The following is a 19,027-nucleotide window of genomic DNA, read 5'->3' as shown; positions in this document are numbered from 1 at the left end:
TCAGCTTTATCAGAGCTGCGATCTAACCAACTGATCTACACGCCCGCGTCCTCGCCGAAGCGAGGACCCTGGGATCGCTCCCGGGGGCGGATTCTTGCGGAGAAGCCGCGGGGCGTCCAGTGTGCGACGCCCCGCAAGCGATCTTCGCCGACGAAACCGCCCGCAGGACACCGCACGACCCGCAGGGGTTCGCCTCCCCTCACCGTCCCCGACCTCCGGACCGGCCACGGCCGCAGCCCTTAGGACAGGAGGCGCTCAACGTCCTCGACGCTGAGTCCGCTGACGACGCTTTCCTCCTGGTTCAGCACGGCGTCCGCCAACTCGGTCTTTTTCTTCTGGAGCTCCGCGATCTTCTCCTCGATCGTGTCGCGGGCGATCAGGCGGTAGGCGAAGACCGGGCGCTCCTGGCCGACGCGGTGACTGCGGTCGATCGCCTGGGCCTCCACGGCGGGGTTCCACCAGGGGTCCAGCAGGAAGACGTAGTCGGCACTGGTGAGGTTCAGGCCGAGGCCGCCGGCCTTCAGGCTGATGAGGAACACGCCGAGCCCGTCGTCGTTCTGGAATCGTTCGACCCGCTCCCCGCGGTCGCGGGTGCGGCCGTCGAGGTATTCGTGGCGGATGCCCTCCTGTTCGAGCCGCTCCCGCACGAGGCCGAGGAAGCTGGTGAACTGACTGAAGACGAGGGCTTTGTGCCCCTCGTCGATCAGTTCCAGCAGCTTGGGAATGAGTGCCTCGACCTTCGCGGACTGGATCGACGCGTTGTCCTCCCCGAGCAAGGCCGGGTGGCAGGCGGCCTGGCGGAGGCGGAGCAGCGCTTCGAGCACGTGCATCCGCGTCTTGCCGAGGCCCTGCTCCTTGACGCTGCCCAGCAGGCTCTGCCGGTAGTGGTCCCGCAGTTCCTCGTAGAGCCGACGCTGTTCGCCCTCCAGTTCGACGGAGAGAGTCATTTCGGTCTTGGCGGGCAGGTCGGTGGCGACCTCCGCCTTGGTGCGGCGGAGCACGAACGGGCCGATGCCCTTGGCCAGCAGGTCGCGGGCCTGCTTGTCCTCAGGGTCGGCGGCGTAGCGGCGGAACAGCGAACTGCGTCCGAGCATGCCCGGGTTCAGGAACTCGAAAATGCTCCACAGGTCGCCGACGTGGTTCTCGATCGGCGTGCCGGAGAGCGCCAGCCGGTGCCGGGCCTTGAGCAGCCGAGCCGCCTTGGAGACCTGCGAGGAGGCGTTCTTGATCGTCTGGGCCTCGTCCAGCACGACGTAATCGAAGGGCTGCTTTTTCAGGTCCATCACGTCCCGGCGGAGCGTGCCGTAGGTGGTGAGGATCAGATCGAGCTTGGAAAACTCGTCCCGCAGGCGGTGGCGGTCCGGGCCGGTGTATTCGACGACCGTCAGCTCCGGGGTGAAGCGCTCAGCCTCGCTGGCCCAGTTGAACAGCAGCGAACGCGGCACGACGACCAGCGACGGCAGATGATCGCCGCCCTCGTCCGCCCGCCGCTTGCGGCCCTGGAGCAGGGCCAGCAGTTGGACGGTCTTGCCGAGGCCCATGTCGTCCGCGAGGCAACCGCCGAGGTTGGTGTCCTGTAGGAACCGCATCCAGCCGAGGCCGTTCTGCTGGTACTCCCGGAGGACGCCCTCGAAGCCCTCGGGCTCCTCTGCCGGCTCCACGCCGGTGAGGCCGCGGAGGCGTTCGCGGAGTGCGGTGAACTGCTCGTCGTACTCCACCTCCTCCTGAGCGCCCAGCAGGGTATCCAGCAGGACGGCTTGGTTGGCGGTGAACTTGAGATGATCCTCCTCCTCACTGCCGAGCCCGGCGAGCAGGCCGAGCTGCTCCGCCCAGGCCGCCGGCAGGATGCCGAGAGAGCCGTCGGAGAGCCGGACCGCGTCGTCGCCGCGTGCCAACGCCGCAAGCAGGTCCGGCAAAGCGATCGTGGCGTCGCCGAAGGTGACGTCGCCCCGCAGCTCGAACCAGTCGATGCCGCTTTTGACCTGGAACTTCAGCTCGCCGGCCTGCCGGACCGGCTTGTCGTCGGCGCGGATCAGCCAGCCGGCGTCGGTGAGGCCGCGGACGGCGCCGCCGAGGTCGCCGATGGCGATTTCCACGTCCACGCCGCCGGCCGATTTACTGGCGAGGCGGCGGAAGCCGACGTCGCGGAGCTGGTCCCACGCGGCGGCCTCGGCGTCGAGGTCCCGCAGCAGGCACTTGCGGGCCTCGCTGTTGACAATCGCCCAGCGGGGATCGCCGCCAGCGATCGGTTCGCCGTCGTAGCGGAACCGCACCGCCCCGGTCGCCCGGTCCGGCAGACGTCCGCCGGCGGTGGAGCCGCTGGAAATCCGCAATTCGCGGCCCGGCTCGACTCGCACCTCTTCTAGGCGCTGGTCGTCCGGCAGTTCGAGGCGGGGGAGCACCGGCAGGCGGAACAGCATTTCGACCGCCTCGTGCGCCTCCTCCTTCGGGATGACGATGCCGTCCGACTGGCCGATGCGCTCGGCGAGGTCGTAGGCGCCGAAGTCGATCACCGGGCTGAGGACGTTGTCCAACAGCACCAAGCCGCCAGGCAGCATCAGGTCGGCGTCTTCGGCCCTGCGGATGGCGTCCGGCCGCGTCAGTTCGACCGCGAGCCGCAGGGAGACGGGACCGCTCTCCTCTTCCGGTTCCTGTTCCGGCTCCACGACTTCAAGTGCTTCATCCGACTCATCGGACTCCTCATTGTCTCCCGCGGCGGAGTCCTCCGCCGCCGTGGACTTCCGACGTGACTCTTTCGGGGAGACTTCCCGCAGGGCCGCGGTGAGCTCCCACGGCTCGTCGCCGTCCCAACTCAGGCACCCAGCCTTTTCGCCGGCGTCGAGGATGCGGGCGTTGCCGGTGCCGCACATCAGCGGGAGCAGGCGCTCGGCGAGTTCGTGGGCGAGGTGAAAGCGGAAGACGCCGGTCTCCTTGCCGTCCTTGGCGTCCCGCTCGGCGACGCCGCCGAACAGGTAGGCGAGGACGGTGCGGTCCTCCTCCCGTTCGATGGTGTCGAGATCGCCGGGGCGGACGCGGAGGGCCTTCAGCTTGCCCCACTGGCCGCTGGCCCGGCGCTGCCGCTGCGAGACCTGAATGACGATCCGCCGCTCCTTGCGGCTGGCGGGCAGGTCCAACTCGTAGAAGATCTGGCGTTCGGCGCTGCTGCCTTTGCGGGGGGCGGCGACCTCCGCGGCGACGCCGGCGAGGGCCCGCTCCCAGGAGCGAGCCTTCTCCTGCGGCGCGGTGGCCCGCCTCAGCGTGGCGACGCCGCCCTCGTCCTCCTCTTCCTCCGGTTCGTCCCCCAGCAGACCGCGGGCCGGGGCCGCATACGAGCGGGAGCCGGGGCCGACGGCGTAGTCCTCGTCGTCGCCGTCGTCGAAGTCCCAGGCGGAGCCGAAGTTGGAGGTGGCCGGGTCCTCGGCGGCGAAGGGGGGCACTTCCCCGCCCCGCACCGGGCCGGTGAGCAGCTTGTCGCGGTCGGCCAGCAGGACGGCGCCCCACAGGTGCTTGCAGACGCCCAGTTTTCCGGACTGCGGACAGGTGCAGCTCATCCGCAGCGAGCCGCCGGTGCGGTCGAGATCGCAGGTGAACTCCCCCGCCTTCTCCTGCACCGCCGCGACGAGCTTGTCCGGCGTGAGCGCCAGTTGGGTGACGCGGTCGGCGTCGAGATACCCGGCGCCGCGGAACCGCAAGTCGGCCCGGAACTGTTTTTGGAGCGAATCGGCCAGCGTCATGAGCGGTGGTGACGCCCCGCCGCCGCCCCGCGGACGCCCCGATGCGGGGGCCGGATGGGGGCGGGCGGACCGGGGCCGTGTGTCTTCCGTGAGTGGGGCGCCCGGGCGAACCGGGAGATCGGTCGTCGCCGCGAAACGACTTCGCGGCGCAGTCGGGCATGGTCCGGGCGGCGGGTCGACCCGTCAAGGTGCCCCGCCCCGAGGCGCCGCCCCATGACGCCCCGCCGAGGTCCCCGAAGCCAGACGCCTGCGGTAGGATCGGCGCCGTGACCGACTTCGCCCCCCCCGCTCCGCCGCCGACCCTGCCGACCGCCTCCGTGGCTGGCCGCGTCGCCGATCTGATTCCCGCCGCCGACGTCGCCGGCAAGCGGGTCCTGCTGATCGTCCCCGATCACACCCGCACCGCCCCGCTGCCGCTCCTGTTCCCCGCGGTGCACGACCGGCTGAAGGACGCCGGGGCGAAGGGGCTGGACGTGATGGTCGCCCTCGGCACGCACCCGCCGATGCCGCAGGCCCGCATCGAAAAGCTGCTCGGCATCGACCCGGCCACCCGCGAGGACCGCTTCCCCGGCGTCGCCCTGCTCAACCACGAGTGGGACAACCCGGACGCCCTCATGGGGCTGGGCGATCTGCCCTGCCCCGAGGCGGCCGAACTCTCCCAGGGCACCCTGCCGGAGAGCGTTCCGGTGACGATCAACGCCCGGGTGACGGACTACGACCTGCTGCTGGTCCTCGGCCCGGTCTTCCCGCACGAGGTCGTGGGCTTCAGCGGGGGGAACAAGTACTTCTTCCCCGGCATCAGCGGCCCGGAACTGCTGAACTACTTTCACTGGCTCGGGGCGATCGTTACGAACGCCGGGATCATTGGCGTGCCGGACACCCCCGTCCGCCGGGTGGTGGACTCCGCGGCAAAGCTGATCCCGGTCGAACGGCGGGCACTGACGTTCGTCGTCGATCCGAAAGCGGACCTGTACGGCCTGTACTACGGCACGCCGGAGTCGGCGTGGCGGGAGGCGTCGCAGATGTCGGAGCGGGTGCACATCACCCGCAAACCGAAGCCGTTTCACACGGTGCTGAGCTGCGCCCCGCCGATGTACGACGAGCTGTGGGTCGCCGGAAAGTGCATGTACAAGATGGAGCCGGTCGTTGCCGACGGGGGGGAACTGATCATCTACGCCCCGCACCTGTCCGAGGTGAGCGAGACCCACGGCGAGGCGATTCGCCGCGTCGGCTACCACGTGCGGGACTACTTCCTGAAGCAGTGGGACAAGTTCAAGCACGAACCCTGGGGCACATTGGCCCACAGCACCCACGTCCGCGGCGGGGGCACGTTCGAGGACGGCGTGGAGCAGCCCCGGGTCAAGGTGACGCTCGCCTCGCAGATCCCGCCGGAGGAGTGCGCGGTTCTGAATCTCGGCTACCGCGACCCGGCGACGATCAACGTCGAGGACTACGCCGACCGGGAGGACGAGGGCGTCTTGCTGGTCCGTAAGGCGGGGGAGATGCTGTACCGGCTGGAGAACGAGTGATGCCGGGCGTCGAGGTTTGGCTGCTGGCCGTGCCGGTCGCCGGCCTGCTCCTGCATCGCGCCTCCGCCCGCCGCGTCGTCTGCCCGTCCTGCGGCGGCCGCCGGTGCTCCTCCGCCGCGGTCGTGCACCTCGTCGCCGGGAGCCAGGGAGCCCGGACGACTTCCCACCGGCGTTCAGCCTGCGGATGCGATTTCGTGCTGATCGGCGGCGACCCCGCCCGCCCGCATATCGCCGCAACACGGTTGCCTGCAAACCGATGAGCCGGCGGGCGACGATCCTCGCCGCCACGGACGAGCCCGACGAAGTCCGCACCGCCGAGAAATGGCTCCGCGAAAACCGCTCCCGGCTCACCTACGTCTCGGAGCAGCAGGGGTGCGGGTGCTGCATCCTGATGTGGGATGTCGAGGGACCGGACGAAGTCGTCGCCACCCTGCCTGAATCAGTGACGGCCGCCAGCGAATGGAGCCGCGTGAAACGGGGCCGGGCTTAGCGTAGCTTGCCCGCATGTCCGATCTGCAAGAACGCCTCGATTTCGCCAACCAGGCTGCGCTCGATGTGCAGCCGTTTATTCTGGAGCACTTCCAGAACCCGGACCTCGAAGTCATCCGCAAAGGCGACGACAGCCCCGTCACCGTCGCCGACAAAGGCGCTGAGGAACGCATCCGCGACGCCATCGCCGCGAAGTTTCCGGACGACGGCATCCTCGGCGAGGAGTTCGAGGAGGTGCCCGGATCGAACAGCTACCGCTGGGTGCTGGACCCGATCGACGGCACCAAGCCGTTCGTCCGCGGCGTGCCGCTGTTCGGGACGCTGATCGGGCTGGAACGGGACGGCCGCTGCGTGCTGGGCGTCTCGCGGTTCCCGGGGCTGAACGAAGTCGTCTACGGCGCCGAGGGGCTGGGCGCCTGGTGGGTTCGGAACGACGGTTCGAAGCGGCGGGCGAAGGTGTCCGCGGTCGATTTGCCGGACGCCGCGTTGCTCTGCACCGCCAACCCGCGGCGGTGGGAGGACCGCGGCATGAAGCCGGCGTTCGAGAGTTTCAACAAGGACTACCGCCTGACCCGCACCTGGGCGGACTGCTACGGCCACATGCTGGTCGCGACCGGCCGGGCCGAGGTGATGATCGACCCGATCATGAGCCTCTGGGACGCCGCCGCCCTGCTGCCGATCGTCAAGGAAGCCGGCGGGACGTTCGTCACCTGGTACGGCGAGGAACGGGCCGACGGCGGCGACGGCATCAGCGTCAACGCGGCCCTGAAGGACGACGTCCTCCGCCGCCTGGCGTAGGGCGAGCGAGGGGGCGACAGGCGAGCGGGGGGCGTCAGCCCCCTGAGGGCGTACACGGATTCGCTCAGGGGACAGACGCCCCCCGCTCGGCTACCGCACGACGATCGCCCCGCTGCGCTCCACCGTGCGTACGGGGTCGTCGCCAAATTCGCGGTTGGCTTGGCCCTCAACCATGACCCGCTCCCCGGTCTCCGGGGAGACGGCCATCCAAGGTCCGGCCTCGCGGGGCAGGTCCGCCACCCGTTGCGGCACGCCGACGCGGTTCACCTCAATCAGATCGCTGTCGATCGCCGTGGCGTACAGGCAGACGCCCAGCAGCGAGTAGCAGGCGACCGTGGCGGACGGGTAATCGCCGGCCCATTTGATCGCCGTGCCGGCCGACTTTTTGAGCCGCGGCCGCAGGCCGCGCCAGTCGACGCTGCACCATTCGTCCAGCATCAGGTGGGAGGCGAATCCGGTCATGACGGCGGTCGCCATCAGCAGACGGATGCCCGGCTCGGGGCTCTTGTAGGCCAGATAGGTCAGCAGCCCGCTGATCATCATCGCCGGCAGGCTGTGAAACATCCCCCGGTGCACCGTGGTCTTGCGCAGCAGCCAGCCGCCGCCGTACCGCACGAGGAGGTAGGTGAGGATGCCCAGCCCGACGATCGCGTCGAAGCTGCGGGCGACCTCCGCGAACCGCCGGACGAGCACGAAGGGCACCGCGGCGCCCAGCAGCGCCGTGAGTTCCTGAATCGGCCGGCCGCGGTCGCTGTCGAGGTCCGGCAGCGCCCCGCCGACGCCGACCAGGGTGAAGGCCACGCCGGCCTGCACCCCGTCAATGGGGGTGGCGACCCACATCCCCGCGGCCAGTGCGGCGCCGCAGGTCCCGCTGACGGCGACGTGTTCGCGGAACATGCCCACGGGCGGCGGACTCCAGCGATTCGGGGAAGGGGCGGCGTCTCCGTACTTATCGGCCGCGCAGAACCGTCCCCGCCGGTCGAACCGCTTCCGCCAGTCGAATCCTCACAGCCCGTCGCCGAAGGCTCCCGCCGGCTCGTTCCGCCGGGCCGCCCGCAGCGGACTGCGAACCGGCGGCCGGCCCGTCCGGCCGATCGCGGCGTCGTCGATCCGGCGGGTGACGCCCGGCACGTTCGGCAGCGACCGCGGCACTGATTCGGCTCGGCTCAGCGTGTGCGGGGGGAACGATTCGCCGATGTCGCACTCGTCGTACCGGCAGACGTAGTCCGGCGAGGTCGCCAGCACCCGCTCCCGCTCCCAGGCGGCGACGACGCAGGTCTCCAACTCCGACCGGCAGGCCGCGTTGATGGGGTGAGCGATGTCCGCGTACAGCTTCGGCCGGGCGTCCGCGGCGGCGGCCTCCTCGGCGTCGTTGCGTGCCGCTCCGCAGTCCCCGCAATAGTTCGCCCGCAACGGGTTCTTCCCGCCGCAGGCCTCGCAGCGGGCGGTGATCTTGCGGCTGGGCATGGCGACGAACGCCCCCTGCTCCCCGCGGATCAGCTTCAGGTCCCGCACCACGAAGCACCCGTCGAGGGTGATCGAGCAGAAGGCGAGCAGTCGACCGGCCTCCCCGCCGGCGGCGTCGGCGCCGGGGGCGAGTTTCACGCGGACGTCGGTGATCTTCACGGCAACGGCTGTCGAGGAGGGGCAATCGGGGTGAGGAACACTTGGGCGAGTCTTCAGACCGCCAGCGGCACGGCGGCGACCGGGCCGGGGCGGAGGCGACGCAGCGCCGCGGCGGCGGACCGGGCGGACGCGGCGGAGCGGCAGAGGGCGAACCGGCTCGTCCCGCTGCCCGACAGGCAGGACCGCTCGAACCCGAGCGAGGCGAACGCGTCCCGCTCTGCGGCGAGGGTCGGCTCCAGCTCCGTCGCCGGGCCGTCGAGATCGTTGGTCGTCGCCGCGGCGAGCGCGGAGCCGGCGGCGGCGTACGCCCCCGCCGCCCGGGAGGTGGCCTGAGCGGAGGTCCGACCGCCCCAGGCGGCGAACACCGCGGCGGTGGACAGGCCGATCGGCGGCTTGGCGAGCGCCGCCCACCGCGGCGGACCGGGGTTCAGCGGTTCCACGCGTTCGCCCCGGCCCCGCACCACGCCGGCGGGCGATCCGCAGAGGAAGAACGGCACGTCGCTGCCGATCGTCGCGCCTAATTCGGACAGTTCCGCCCGGGACAGCCCGCAGTCCCACAGTTCGTTCAGCCCCAGCAGGGTCGCCGCCGCGTCGCTGGACCCGCCGCCGAGCCCGGCTTCGTGGGGAATGCGTTTGTGCAGCGTGATCGCGGCGCCCGGGTCGCGGCCGATGGCCGCCGACAGGGCCGTCGCCGCCCGCGTGACGAGGTTGCGTTCGTCGCAGGGCACGCCGGCGGCGCCGGTGACGGCGAGGGCGAACCGTTCCGCCGGGGCGAAGGTCAGCGTGTCGTACCAGCCGACGGTGACCATCAGCGATTCCAGCTCATGGAACCCGTCCGCCCGCTTGCCGAGCACGTCCAGCGTGAGGTTCAGCTTGGCCGGGGCGTGAATCGTCAACGCCGGGGCGGCCGGGTCCGCGTTCGAGCGACGGCAGTGTCGAAGAGTCCGCATGATCCTGTCGCCGCCGGTCCGTCGGATTCGGGACGGTAGGTCCGCCGGGCGGGATCGGTCAACGGCGGGACGGCGGCGTGAGACCGGGCCGCGGGCGGTTCGCCCCGATGCCGTGGCGGCGGTCCGCCGGCTGGCGGGGTCCGAGACCCCGCGTCACACTCCGTCGTCCGCCTTCCGCCCGAGCGTTTTTCGATGCAGCGTCGCACTTTTCTGGCCGGCTCCGCCGCCGCCCTCGCCGCCGCCTCAACGCTGCGGGCCGCCCCGCCCGCCGCCGTCACCGAGTTCCCGGAGGACGCCGCCCGCTACCGCAAGGCGGTGAAGCTGTCCATGATCAGCGGCGAAGGCTCGCTGGAGGAGAAGTTCGCGATCGCCAAGGCGGCCGGGTTCGCGGGAATCGAGATCGACAGCTCCGCCCGCGACGTGTCGGCGTTGCTGGCCGCCCGTGACGCCGTCGGGTTGCCGATCCACGGCGTGGTGTACGGCGACAGTTGGAAGGATCGCTTCTCCGCGGCGGACGCCGCCGTGCGGGCCCGGGCCGTCGCCGGGCTCCAGCAGGCGTTGCGAGACTGCGAACAACTCGGCGGCTCCTCGGTGCTGGTGATCCCCGGTGTGGTCGACGAGGACACCGGCTACGCCGACGCCTACGCCCGCGCCGAACTGGAGATCGCCAAAGCCCTGCCCGTGGCGGAGGAGACCGGCGTCGACGTGCTGTTCGAGAACGTCTGGAACAACTTCCTGCTCAGCCCGTTGGAGTTCGCCCGGTTCATCGACGGCTTCGACTCCCCGGCCGTCGGCGCGTATTTCGACGTCGGCAACGTGGTCCGCATCGGCTGGCCGGAACAGTGGATCGCCGTGTTGGGCGACCGCATCCGCAAGCTGGACGTGAAGGAATACAGCCGCAAGCTCCAGCAGAGCGACGGCCTCTACAAAGGTTTCGGCGTGGAACTGGGCGAGGGCAGCGTCGACTGGGACGCCGTGCGGGCGGCGCTGGAGACGATCGGCTATCGCGGCTGGGCGACCGCGGAGGTCCGCGGCGGCGATCTCGACCGCCTCACCGACGTGGCGAACCGCATGAACGCCGTCCTCGGCCTGGAAAGCGCCTGACAGGCGAGCGGGGGGCGTTCGCCCCCCGTGTTCTCACGACGCCACGACACCAAAACAGCGTCCCGGACCCTCCCAAGGTCCGGGACGCTGCGGTTCCGATCGACGACGGCACGGGGGGCGAACGCCCCCTCGCTCGCCGGCGTTAGCTCAGCACGTTGGTGACGCCCGGGGTGGGCACCTCGTAGGCGCCGTCTTCGCCAGGCAGGACCGGCGGTTTGGCGTCCCAGGAGAGTTCCTGGTCGTACGGGAACAGCTGGCGGCCGTTCTTGAGGGCGTCGTCCATCGTCAGTTCCTTGCCGGAGTAGCAGGCCATCCGGCCGAGGATCGCCGTCATCGTGGACATGCCGCCGTAGTAGCCCTCGTTGTAGTCGTTGCCGTCCCGCATGGCGGCCTGGAGGTCGATGTGCTCCTGGACGTAGGGGCTCTTGTCGTTGCGGCCGCGGTAGGCCCAGTCGATTTTCTCCGCGTAGGAGCCGTCGTCCTTCTTCTCCATGTGATAGATGCGGGTCCGGCCCTGCGTGCTGACGTTGCCCTTGGTGCCGTGGGCGATCTCGGAAACGCTGTTCCAGCAACCGGGCTGGTGCCGGCCTTCGGAGATCATCTGCGTGCCGTCGGCGTATTCGTACTGGCAGGCGGTGTGATCGAAGATGTTGCCGTACTTCTTGTCGGTCCGGACCTCGCGTCCGCCCATGCCGCGGCAGACGACGGGGAAGACGGGGTCGCTGCCGTTGGCCTTGATGCCGGCCCACCAGTTGCCGACGTCCAGGTTGTGGATGTGCTGCTCGACGATCTGGTCGCCGCAGAGCCAACAGTAGTAGTACCAGTTGCGCATCTGGTACTCCATTTCGCCGGAGACCTGGTCCCGCGACTTGCGGGGATCCCAGACGCCGCCGCCGTTCCAGTACACCTTCATGGCGATGATGTCGCCGATCGCCCCGTCGCGAATCTGGTCCGCGATGGCGAGGTAGTTGCCCTGGTGGTGGCGCTGGAGACCGACGCCGACCTTCAGGCTCTTTTCCTTGGACTTCTCAACCGCGGCGAGGAACTTGCGAACGCCCGGGGCGTCCGTGGCGACGGGCTTTTCGCAGAAGATGTGGACGCCCTTCTCCACCGCGGCGGCGAAGTGATCCGGCCGGAAGCCCGGGGGCGTGGCGATGATCACGTAGTCGAGGTCGTGCTCCAGCACCTTCTTGTAGGCGTCGAAGCCCACGTACCGGGCGTCTTCCGGCACGTCGATCTGCTCGCCGAACTGCCGCTTCAGGGCGTCGTGCTTGCCCTTGACGTGATCCTCGAAGACGTCGGCCATCGCGACGAGCTTCACCGGCGAGGTGCCGGCTTCGCGGGCCGCGTTGATCGCGTCGCCGACGGCGCCGCTGCCCCGCCCGCCGCAACCGATCACGCCGACGCGGATCACGTCTTCCTGGTGGGCGGCCCGCAGCTTGGCGGCCGGCGCCGCGGCGGCGGTGAGCGACGCGGCGGCACTGGCGGCGGCGGTCGTTTTCAGAAAGGAACGACGGGGGGTCGACATAAGAAGATTCCGAAGGAACGGGCGAACAGGGCGAGCGTAACGAGGAGGCGCCGGCCGTCGCAAATGCGTCGGCCGATGCGTCCGAAGCGACGAGGGCTTAGTCGTCGATAAAGCCTTCACGCAGACCCCATTCCGGCACGTCCTCGGGCCGCGGGATCAGTTGCTGGGCGAGCTTTTCCTCCTCGGTCGGTTCGTGCAGCGGCCGCATGACGCGGAAGCCGACGTGCGTGGAGTTCGTCATCCACCAGATCGACTGCGGAATCTGCGGGTCGTCGCTCTTCCAGTCGTTGGTGCTGGGCATCCGGGCGGCCGACCGCAGTTCCTCCGGGTACTGATCCCAGGAACCCCCGCGGACGGTGCGGGGGTAGATCGTCTTGGGAATGTTGTACGGATCCTTCGTCACCTTGTCGGCGGGGAAGGTGGCGTAGAAGTTCGGGTCGTACTGGTCCAGCGTCCATTCGTTGACGTTGCCGTGCATGTCGTACAGGCCGAAGGCGTTCGGCTTCTTCATGCCGACCGGGTGGTAGGTCCACTCCGCGTTGTCGTCGCTCCACGCGTACTCGTCGAGCTTTTCGGCGTCGTCGCCGAAGTGGTAGGCGGTCTGGCTGCCGGCCCGGGCGGCGAACTCCCACTCGGCTTCGGTCGGCAGGCGGTAGAAGTGGCCGGTCTTTTCGGAGAGCCACTTGCAGTACATCTTCGCCGACAGGTGCGTCATGCAGATCGCCGGGAAGCCGTCGTGGCCCATGTCGAAGGTCATGTCCGTGTAGGCCTTGGTTGGGCGGGTGACGGCGTCGGCCTTCAGGTCGTACTGGCTGGGCTTGATCCCGGCGAGCTTGCGGCGCTGTTCGTCCCGCTTGAGCAGGAAGACCTCGTACTCGTCCCAGGTCACCTCTTTATCCGCCATCCAGAACGGACTGACGGAGACCCGCCGCTGCGGCCCCTCGCCCTCGCCGCGGCCCTCCTCGTCCTCCGGCGAGCCGATGGTGAACTCGCCGCCGGGGATCGGGACCATCTTAAAGGTGAGGTCGGTGCCGCCGATCTCCTCGGTGTAAGCCTTCATCTCCGCCGCGGTCTGGGCGTACTCGCCCGGCTCCGCGGTCTTGGGCATGTCCGCGACGACCGGGGGGGCGCCGTCCCCCGTTTCCTCCTGAGCCACCGCGACGGCGCCCTGACTGAGGGCGTACGATGCAGCGAGCAATCCAAAAGCGAGCGGACGCATGGGCAGTTTCATTCTGACGGCGGTCGTGGCGGCAGGGCTGATCGAGGAACCGGCGGGCGAGGCCACGGCCCCGACCTGGAGCCGGGTGCGTGTGGAGCAGGTCCAGATGGGCTCGCCGTTTGTGTTCACATGCTACGCACGGTCCGAAGGGGCCGCAAAGAACGCCTGCCGCGACGCCGGCCGCAGCGTCAAGGAACTGACCGCCGCCCTGTCCGACTATCATGACGCGAGCGAACTGAACCGATTGTGCGACAATTACGTCGCAGGTACGCCGGTTCCAGCCTCATCTGACCTGCGGCGGGCGCTCTCGCGGGCGCGGGAGGTCTCCGCGGCGTCCGGCGGGGCGTTCGACGTGACGGTCGGTCCGCTGGTGAAGCGGTGGCGCCGGGTCCGCCGCACCGGCGAACTGCCCCCGCCGGAGGAACTGGCGGCCCTGCGGGAGCGGGTCGACTGGCAGGCGGTGACGGTCGACAACGCAGCCGGCACGGTCACGATCCACAAGCCCGGCGTGCGGCTGGACCTCGGCGGGATCGCTAAGGGCTACGCCGCCGACGAGGCCGGCCGCGTGCTGCGGGAACAGGGGATCACGCGGTTCCTGATCGACGCCGGCGGCGATCTGCTCGCCGGCGATCCGCCCCCCGGCGAAGCGGGTTGGGCGATCGGCCTGCCGGACCCGCGGGACGCCGACGCCCCGCCGACGGAGTTCCTCACGCTCGCCCACGCTGCCGTCGCCACCAGCGGCGACGCCTTCAAGCACACGGAAATCGACGGCGTCCGCTATTCGCACCTCGTCGACCCCCGCACCGGCTTGGGCCTGACCGACCGCTCCACCGTGACCGTGATCGGCCCGAACGGCATGACGGCGGACGCGTACGCCTCCGCCGTCAGCGTGCTGGGGCCAGAAGCCGGCGTCGCTCTGCTGAACCGCACGCCCAACGTGGAGGGGCGTGCGACGAACGAGGCGGGGACGACGGACTCTCACGCGTTCCCCCTGTCACTGGGAGACCCCGGCCGTCGCCGATAGGCGGCGCGCACGCGGTTGACTAAACTCACGCCGTGTCCCTCCTCCACCCCGGACTGCTCGCCCTGCTGGGCCTCGCCGCGGTGCCGGTGGCGCTGCACTTTCTGCTCAAGCCGAAGCCGAAGAAGTTCCCCTTCCCGGCCCTGCGGCTGATCCGCGATCGGCGGAAGTCGAACAGTCGCCGGCTCAAACTGCGGCATCTCTGGCTCCTGCTGCTCCGGGTTCTGGCGATCGTGTTGCTGGTACTCGCCGTGGTGCGGCCGAGCCTGCCGGCGGCGAACTACAGCTTCACCACCGCGGAGTGGATCACGCTGGCGGCCGTCGTCGCTGCGGTTCTGATTGCCTATCAGATCCTGCTGGCCCGCTGGCGGTCCCAGCAGCGGCGGGGGGATCTGGCCCGGCACGATCTGCTGTACCGCCGCACGCTGTTGCGGGCGGGCTCCACCGCGGGGGCGTTCCTGCTGGCCGCGTTGCTGGTGCTCTGGCCGTACGGCCGGCGGGTCGCCGCGGAGGTGCGGGCCCCCGTGCAGGCGGTGACGGAAGATCAGCCGGTCGCCGCGGTGTTCCTCTTCGACACCTCTTCCAGCATGGGGCTGGTGCGAGCCGGGGAGAACCGTTTGGAAGCGGCCCTGGACCTCGCCGCGGAACACGCCGACGGCTTCCCCCCCGGCAGCAAGCTGGCGGTCATGACGACCGCCCCCGGCGAGGCCCCGCGCTTCGCCCCGGATCTGTTCGGAGCGAAGACCCGCATGCAGCAGCTTGAGGTCCGCCCCGTGACCGTGCCGCTGGACGGCCGCCTCGCCGCCGCGATCGACCTGCACGAACGCGATCGGCAGCAGGTCGCCGCTGAGCTGGGATTGGGCGACCCGTCTGCCGACAACGAGGACGCCGACGCCTACGTCCGGGCCGTTTACGTCTTCACCGATCTGGCCCGCAGCGCCTGGGGACCGGGCGGACGCAGTGAGTTGGCGAACACGCTGGCCGCCCGGGAGCGGGTGCAGGCCTTCCTGGTGGACGTGGGGGTCGAGGGGCCGGAGAACGTCGCGCTCGGCGTGCCCCGCCCGTCGCGGCAGAGCGGCCCGGTCGGCGGCACGGTCACGGTGCGGGCCGGCGTCTCCCGGGCTCCGCTCTTTGCCGATTCCGACGGGCAGATCGAGGACCGCGGTCCGCTCCCGATCGAGGTCGAACTGCGAACCGGCGGCGTCGGCGAGGAGTTGGCGGCTCGCGGGCGGCAGTCGGTCACCCTGCCGCCGGGCGGGGCGGCGGAGGTGTCGTTCTCCGTGCCGATCGACGCTGCCGGGGCGGTCGAGGGGGAACTCGCTCTGACCGGCTCCGACCCGCTGGCCTTCGACGACCGCCGCACCTTCACGATCCGGGCCGAAAGCCCCCTGAGGGTGGCGGTGGTGTCGGATCGTCTGTCGGACGCCCGGGCGTTCAGCGAGGCTCTCGCCCCCAGCCTGCTGCCGGCAGACCGCAAGCCCGCCGTCGTCACGACCGTCCGCACCGGCGACTTGGCGGCGTTGGACACGGCTGCCTTCGACGTGATCTACCTGTTGAACGCCCGTGCGCCGGACGCCGCGGGCATGGCGAAGCTCGGCGCCTTCGCCAAGGCCGGCGGGGGTCTGGGGGTCGTGCTGGGCAGCGGGGCGGACGTGCTGGCCTATAACGTCGGCCCGGCGGCGGAGTGGATGCCGGCGGAGCTGGTCGGTCCGCTCGGCTTCGGCGTGCCGGAGCGGATGATCGTTTCCGACCCGAACCATCCGGTCTTCGCCCCGTTCGATCCGCTGGGCGGGACCGGGGCGCTAGAGAGCCGGGACGTGCGGCGGTACTTCGTCGTGGAACCGAAGCCGGAGGTCGCCGTGCCCGCCGTTCTCACCGACCCGCAAAAGCGCCCGCCGGCCCTGCTGACCCACAGCGTGGGCGCCGGCCGTGTCGCGCTGTTCACCACGGCGTTGATCGTCGACGACGGGGACTGGAGCGACCTGCCGGACGCCGGCTGGAGCTACCTGGCCTTCGTGAAGTTCCTCACCCGGCACCTCAGCGGCCGGAGCGAACAGCAGTTCAACTTCCGCGCCGCCGATACGTTGGTCGTCCCGGTCACCGGCACGGACGCGGCGGAGGGCGGGGCCGACGTGCCGGCGGTGCTGCGGCGGCCGGACCTGTCCCAGCGGCGGTTGTCCATCCCCGCGGACGCCGACCAGGTCGCCGTCACCGGCGCCGACGCCCCCGGGCGGTACTCCATCGCCCGCCCGCAGGCCCCCGACGGCCCCACCGCCCAAGGCCGCAACGCCGCCGGCCCCGCCCTGCTGGGCGCCTTCAGCGTGAACCTGCCGGAGGAGGAGAGCGACCTGACCGCGATCACCACGGACGAACTCGACGCCCGCCTCGGCGAGGGCCGCTACACGCTCAGCCGCACCGCGGAGGAGCTGGACCTCACCACCGTCCGCGGCCGGCTGGGCGAGGAGATGTTCCCCTATTTGCTCGCCCTGTTGATGGCCGTGTTCGCCGGGGAGCTGATCGTGGGTAATCGCTTCTACGAAAGTGAACAATCCGCCCCCGCGCCCGCTCCCGCGGTCGCGTCCACGGGGGGCTGACGCCCCCACGCTCGCCTCAATCTTTTCGAGCCACGCTCCGCTGTCCCTGGCCCTCAACCCCGCCTGGTCCCTCACGCTGACGCTGCTCTGCGGGGCGGCGCTGGTCGGGCTGGTGTTGTGGACCTACCCGCCGCGGGTGCGGCACCTCTCGCCGGGCGTGCGGCGGACGCTGCTGGGCCTGCGACTGGCGGGGGCGGCGCTGCTCACGCTCGCCCTGCTCCGCCCGGAACTGCGGCGGGAGGAGACCGAAACGGAACGCCCCGCGATCCTGGTGCTGGCGGACGTCTCGCGCAGCATGACCATCGCTGACGAACCCGGCGGGGCGACGCGGTTCGAATCGATGCGCTCCGTGCTGGCGGCCTCCGCCCCGGCGCTGGCGGAGCTGGGCGAGGATCTGGAGGTGCTCGTCGCCACCTTCGACGCCGCCCGCAACCCGCCGCCGGAGCCCGAGAACGCCGCGGCCGAGGGCGAATCGCCGGACCCGCTGGCCGCGCTGCCGGAGGAACCGACCGGCGACCGCACGGCGTTGGGGGTGGTGCTGGGGGAACTGGTGCGGACCGGCGTGGACCTCAGCAGCGTGGTGCTGCTGACCGACGGCGCCCAGCGGGCCCTGCCGCCGGACGACGCCGACCCCCGGGCCGCCGGCGCCCTGCTGGCGGAGTCCGGCGTGCGGATCTTCGGGGTGCCGTTCGGCAGCGACGGGGCGCCCACCGCGGGGCTGGACCTCTCCGTGGAGGACCTGCGGGTCGATCCCGTCGTCTTCGAGAAGAAACTCGTGCCGGTCTCCGGCGTGGTGCGGATCGTCGGCGGCGCCGGCCGCGAGTTCACCGTTCGTCTGCTGACTGAATCCCCCCCCGCCCGCGGCCCCGGCGACGAGACGCAACTGGCTCCGGTCGAACCCGCCGCCGACGCCCGCCCCGTGGTCGTCGTCCGCCCCACGACCGGCAGCGAGGAGATCCCGATCGAACTCACCTTCGTCCCGCAGATCGCTGGGGAGATGAAGCTCGCCCTGCAGATCGAGCCGGTCGAGGGCGAACTCAAGCAGACGAACAACCAGCGGGCCACCGTGCTCAGCGTCCGCAAGGGCGGCATCCGCGTGCTGTACTTCGACCGCCTGCGGCCGGAGGTGAACGCCCTGCGGCGGGTGAACCTGTCCAACAAGATTCAGCTCGACTACGTCGAACTGCCGGCGAACCCGAACGCCCTCTCGCCGGGCCTGCGGTTGGAAGCGGCCCTGTTCGAGCCCGGCCGGTACGACGCCTTCATCATCGGCGACGTGGCGGCGGAGGCCTTTCAGGAGGGGAACGTCGACTTCCTCGACAACCTCGCCGCCCGGGTGGAGGACGGCGCCGGTCTCATGATGACTGGCGGCCTGAACAGCTTCGGCCCCGGCGGCTGGGACCGTACGGCGCTGCGGAACGTGTTGCCGGTCGAGCTGCCCCGCGGCGGGGCCGTCGACGACTTCGACCCCCGCACCCAGATCGCCGGCGAAGTCCCGATGACCCCCACCCGGCAGGGCGCCCAGAGTTACGTCATGCTGCTCGCCGACCCCCAAGCGAACGCCGACGTCTGGCGGAACCTGCCGCCGCTCGAGGGGGCGAACCGGCTGGAACTGAAGCGAAACGTGCCCGCGGACGTGCTGGCCGTCGGGCCGGACGACGTGCCGCTGCTGATCGCCTCCGAGTACGGCCGCAGTCGCGTGCTGGCCTTCGCGGGGGACACCACCTGGCTGTGGCCGCTCTCCGGCTTCGAGGCGGAGCACGCCCGGTTCTGGCGGCAGGTCGTGCTCTGGCTGACGCGGAAGGAACAGGACACCGACGGCCCGGTCTTCGTCGTCGCCGAACCCCGGAACGTCGTGCCCGGCCGCCCGGCCCGGTTGCGGTTCGGCGCCCGCGACGCGGAGGGGAACCCGGTGGAGGACGCCCAGTTCACCGTCGAGGTGACCGCCCCGGACGGCGAGGTCTCCATGCTCTCCCCCCGCGCCGCCGGTCCGGCCTCCCCGGGGCAGTTCCGGGCCGACGCCGCCGACACCGACGTCCCCGGCGACTACTGGGTGCGGGTGCGGGCGACCGCCGCCTCCGGCGACGGAGCGGGCGCGCTGCTGGGGCCGGACGCCGTGACTCGGTTCATCGTCGATCCGCGGGACTTGGAACTGGACAACCCCGCCGCCGACCCGGCCCTGCTGGCGGATCTGGCCCGAATGACCGGCGGCAGCGTCGTGCCGCCGGAGGAACTGCCCGCCTTCCTCGCCCGCTGGGCCGAGGAACCGCCCGCCGCCGCCGAGAGCACCGTCGTCGCCCGCACCCCGCTGTACGACCAGTGGTGGGTCCCGCTGCTCTTCGTCGGCCTGATGGGCACGGAGTGGTACCTCCGCAAAAAGCGGGGGTTGGTCTGAGCCTGTCGACCGGAAGGCGCCGGTCGTTCGGGAGTTTAAC

14 protein-coding genes and 1 tRNA gene (1 of these 15 running past the window's edge) are annotated in these 19,027 nt (G+C 70.7%); 8 read left to right on the top strand and 7 right to left on the bottom strand.

What is annotated here, in order from left to right:
- Both CA12_RS16675 and CA12_RS16670 read right to left on the bottom strand, forming a co-directional pair.
- Positions 1 to 45 (bottom strand) — tRNA-Ile (locus CA12_RS16675) (it extends 29 nt beyond the left edge of the window).
- 194 nt (positions 46 to 239) lie between these two features.
- Complete coding sequence (locus CA12_RS16670) at positions 240 to 3,734, bottom strand: DEAD/DEAH box helicase (RefSeq protein ID WP_145360149.1); 3,495 nt, start codon at positions 3,732 to 3,734, stop codon at positions 240 to 242.
- 266 nt (positions 3,735 to 4,000) lie between these two features.
- Between CA12_RS16670 and CA12_RS16665 the strand changes: the two genes are divergently transcribed.
- From CA12_RS16665 to CA12_RS16650, 4 genes are read left to right on the top strand one after another with little or no spacing between them, the layout of a single operon-like run.
- Entirely contained in the window at positions 4,001 to 5,263 is a 1,263-nt protein-coding gene (locus CA12_RS16665) for a lactate racemase domain-containing protein (protein ID WP_242687974.1), read from the top strand.
- Complete coding sequence (locus CA12_RS16660; RefSeq protein ID WP_145360147.1) at positions 5,263 to 5,523, top strand: hypothetical protein; 261 nt, start codon at positions 5,263 to 5,265, stop codon at positions 5,521 to 5,523. The genes CA12_RS16665 and CA12_RS16660 overlap by 1 nt, the downstream gene beginning before the upstream one ends.
- Positions 5,520 to 5,753, top strand: a complete 234-nt coding sequence (locus CA12_RS16655) for a hypothetical protein (RefSeq protein WP_145360146.1) — start codon at positions 5,520 to 5,522, stop codon at positions 5,751 to 5,753. Before CA12_RS16660 ends, CA12_RS16655 begins: the two co-directional genes overlap by 4 nt.
- A 14-nt stretch (positions 5,754 to 5,767) precedes the next feature.
- On the top strand, positions 5,768 to 6,550 hold the full coding sequence (locus CA12_RS16650; RefSeq protein ID WP_145360145.1) for an inositol monophosphatase family protein: 783 nt from the start codon (positions 5,768 to 5,770) through the stop codon (positions 6,548 to 6,550).
- Between the two features lie 90 nt (positions 6,551 to 6,640).
- On the opposite strand, the gene CA12_RS16645 is transcribed toward CA12_RS16650, so the two are convergent.
- The 3 genes from CA12_RS16645 to CA12_RS16635 all read right to left on the bottom strand — a co-directional run bounded on the left by CA12_RS16645 (position 6,641) and on the right by CA12_RS16635 (position 9,126).
- Positions 6,641 to 7,447: a metal-dependent hydrolase gene (locus tag CA12_RS16645; RefSeq protein ID WP_145360144.1), complete on the bottom strand. Its 807-nt coding sequence runs from the start codon at positions 7,445 to 7,447 to the stop codon at positions 6,641 to 6,643.
- Positions 7,448 to 7,555: 108 nt separating this feature from the next.
- Positions 7,556 to 8,176, bottom strand: a complete 621-nt coding sequence (locus tag CA12_RS22210; protein WP_165700816.1) for a SpoVG family protein — start codon at positions 8,174 to 8,176, stop codon at positions 7,556 to 7,558.
- A gap of 53 nt (positions 8,177 to 8,229) precedes the next feature.
- Positions 8,230 to 9,126 carry a 4-(cytidine 5'-diphospho)-2-C-methyl-D-erythritol kinase gene (locus tag CA12_RS16635; RefSeq protein ID WP_145360142.1) on the bottom strand — a complete coding sequence of 299 codons (897 nt, stop codon included), beginning with the start codon at positions 9,124 to 9,126 and terminating at the stop codon, positions 8,230 to 8,232.
- 192 nt (positions 9,127 to 9,318) lie between these two features.
- Here CA12_RS16635 and CA12_RS16630 point away from each other — a divergent pair, with 192 nt between their 5' ends.
- Entirely contained in the window at positions 9,319 to 10,230 is a 912-nt protein-coding gene (locus tag CA12_RS16630; protein ID WP_145360141.1) for a sugar phosphate isomerase/epimerase family protein, read from the top strand.
- A 142-nt stretch (positions 10,231 to 10,372) separates the two neighbouring features.
- Here the strand turns inward: CA12_RS16630 and CA12_RS16625 are convergent, their stop codons facing one another.
- Together CA12_RS16625 and CA12_RS16620 are read right to left on the bottom strand one after the other, a co-directional pair.
- Positions 10,373 to 11,758 (bottom strand): Gfo/Idh/MocA family protein, encoded by a 1,386-nt coding sequence (locus CA12_RS16625; protein ID WP_145360140.1) that lies wholly within the window; start codon positions 11,756 to 11,758, stop codon positions 10,373 to 10,375.
- A 97-nt stretch (positions 11,759 to 11,855) separates the two neighbouring features.
- Complete coding sequence (locus CA12_RS16620) at positions 11,856 to 12,977, bottom strand: formylglycine-generating enzyme family protein (protein ID WP_165700815.1); 1,122 nt, start codon at positions 12,975 to 12,977, stop codon at positions 11,856 to 11,858.
- Between CA12_RS16620 and CA12_RS16615 the strand changes: the two genes are divergently transcribed.
- Genes CA12_RS16615 through CA12_RS16605 form a run of 3 tightly spaced genes read left to right on the top strand, consistent with a single transcriptional unit; the run spans position 12,976 to position 18,987 of the window.
- Positions 12,976 to 14,001 (top strand): FAD:protein FMN transferase, encoded by a 1,026-nt coding sequence (locus CA12_RS16615; protein ID WP_145360138.1) that lies wholly within the window; start codon positions 12,976 to 12,978, stop codon positions 13,999 to 14,001. The two genes, CA12_RS16620 and CA12_RS16615, sit on opposite strands and share 2 nt — an antisense overlap.
- 32 nt (positions 14,002 to 14,033) lie before the next feature.
- Positions 14,034 to 16,592 (top strand): BatA domain-containing protein, encoded by a 2,559-nt coding sequence (locus tag CA12_RS16610; protein WP_145360137.1) that lies wholly within the window; start codon positions 14,034 to 14,036, stop codon positions 16,590 to 16,592.
- Positions 16,540 to 18,987, top strand: coding sequence for a glutamine amidotransferase (locus CA12_RS16605; protein WP_145360136.1), 2,448 nt, complete (start codon positions 16,540 to 16,542; stop codon positions 18,985 to 18,987). The genes CA12_RS16610 and CA12_RS16605 overlap by 53 nt, the downstream gene beginning before the upstream one ends.
- Positions 18,988 to 19,027 lie beyond the last annotated feature (40 nt).

The organism is Alienimonas californiensis (assembly GCF_007743815.1).
In the GTDB taxonomy this organism is placed as follows: Bacteria; Planctomycetota; Planctomycetia; order Planctomycetales; family Planctomycetaceae; genus Alienimonas; species Alienimonas californiensis.
This window is presented reverse-complemented; position numbering and strand designations above follow the sequence as displayed.

Excerpts from the sequence above, each read along its gene's own strand:
- CA12_RS16670 (WP_145360149.1), bottom strand. The coding sequence starts at position 3,734 with ATGACGCTGGCCGATTCGCTCCAAAAACAGTTCCGGGCCGACTTGCGG.
- CA12_RS16660 (WP_145360147.1), top strand. The coding sequence starts at position 5,263 with ATGCCGGGCGTCGAGGTTTGGCTGCTGGCCGTGCCGGTCGCCGGCCTG.
- CA12_RS16655 (WP_145360146.1), top strand. The coding sequence starts at position 5,520 with ATGAGCCGGCGGGCGACGATCCTCGCCGCCACGGACGAGCCCGACGAA.
- CA12_RS16650 (WP_145360145.1), top strand. The coding sequence starts at position 5,768 with ATGTCCGATCTGCAAGAACGCCTCGATTTCGCCAACCAGGCTGCGCTC.
- CA12_RS16645 (WP_145360144.1), bottom strand. The coding sequence starts at position 7,447 with ATGTTCCGCGAACACGTCGCCGTCAGCGGGACCTGCGGCGCCGCACTG.
- CA12_RS16635 (WP_145360142.1), bottom strand. The coding sequence starts at position 9,126 with ATGCGGACTCTTCGACACTGCCGTCGCTCGAACGCGGACCCGGCCGCC.
- CA12_RS16630 (WP_145360141.1), top strand. The coding sequence starts at position 9,319 with ATGCAGCGTCGCACTTTTCTGGCCGGCTCCGCCGCCGCCCTCGCCGCC.
- CA12_RS16625 (WP_145360140.1), bottom strand. The coding sequence starts at position 11,758 with ATGTCGACCCCCCGTCGTTCCTTTCTGAAAACGACCGCCGCCGCCAGT.
- CA12_RS16615 (WP_145360138.1), top strand. The coding sequence starts at position 12,976 with ATGGGCAGTTTCATTCTGACGGCGGTCGTGGCGGCAGGGCTGATCGAG.
- CA12_RS16620 (WP_165700815.1), bottom strand. The coding sequence starts at position 12,977 with ATGCGTCCGCTCGCTTTTGGATTGCTCGCTGCATCGTACGCCCTCAGT.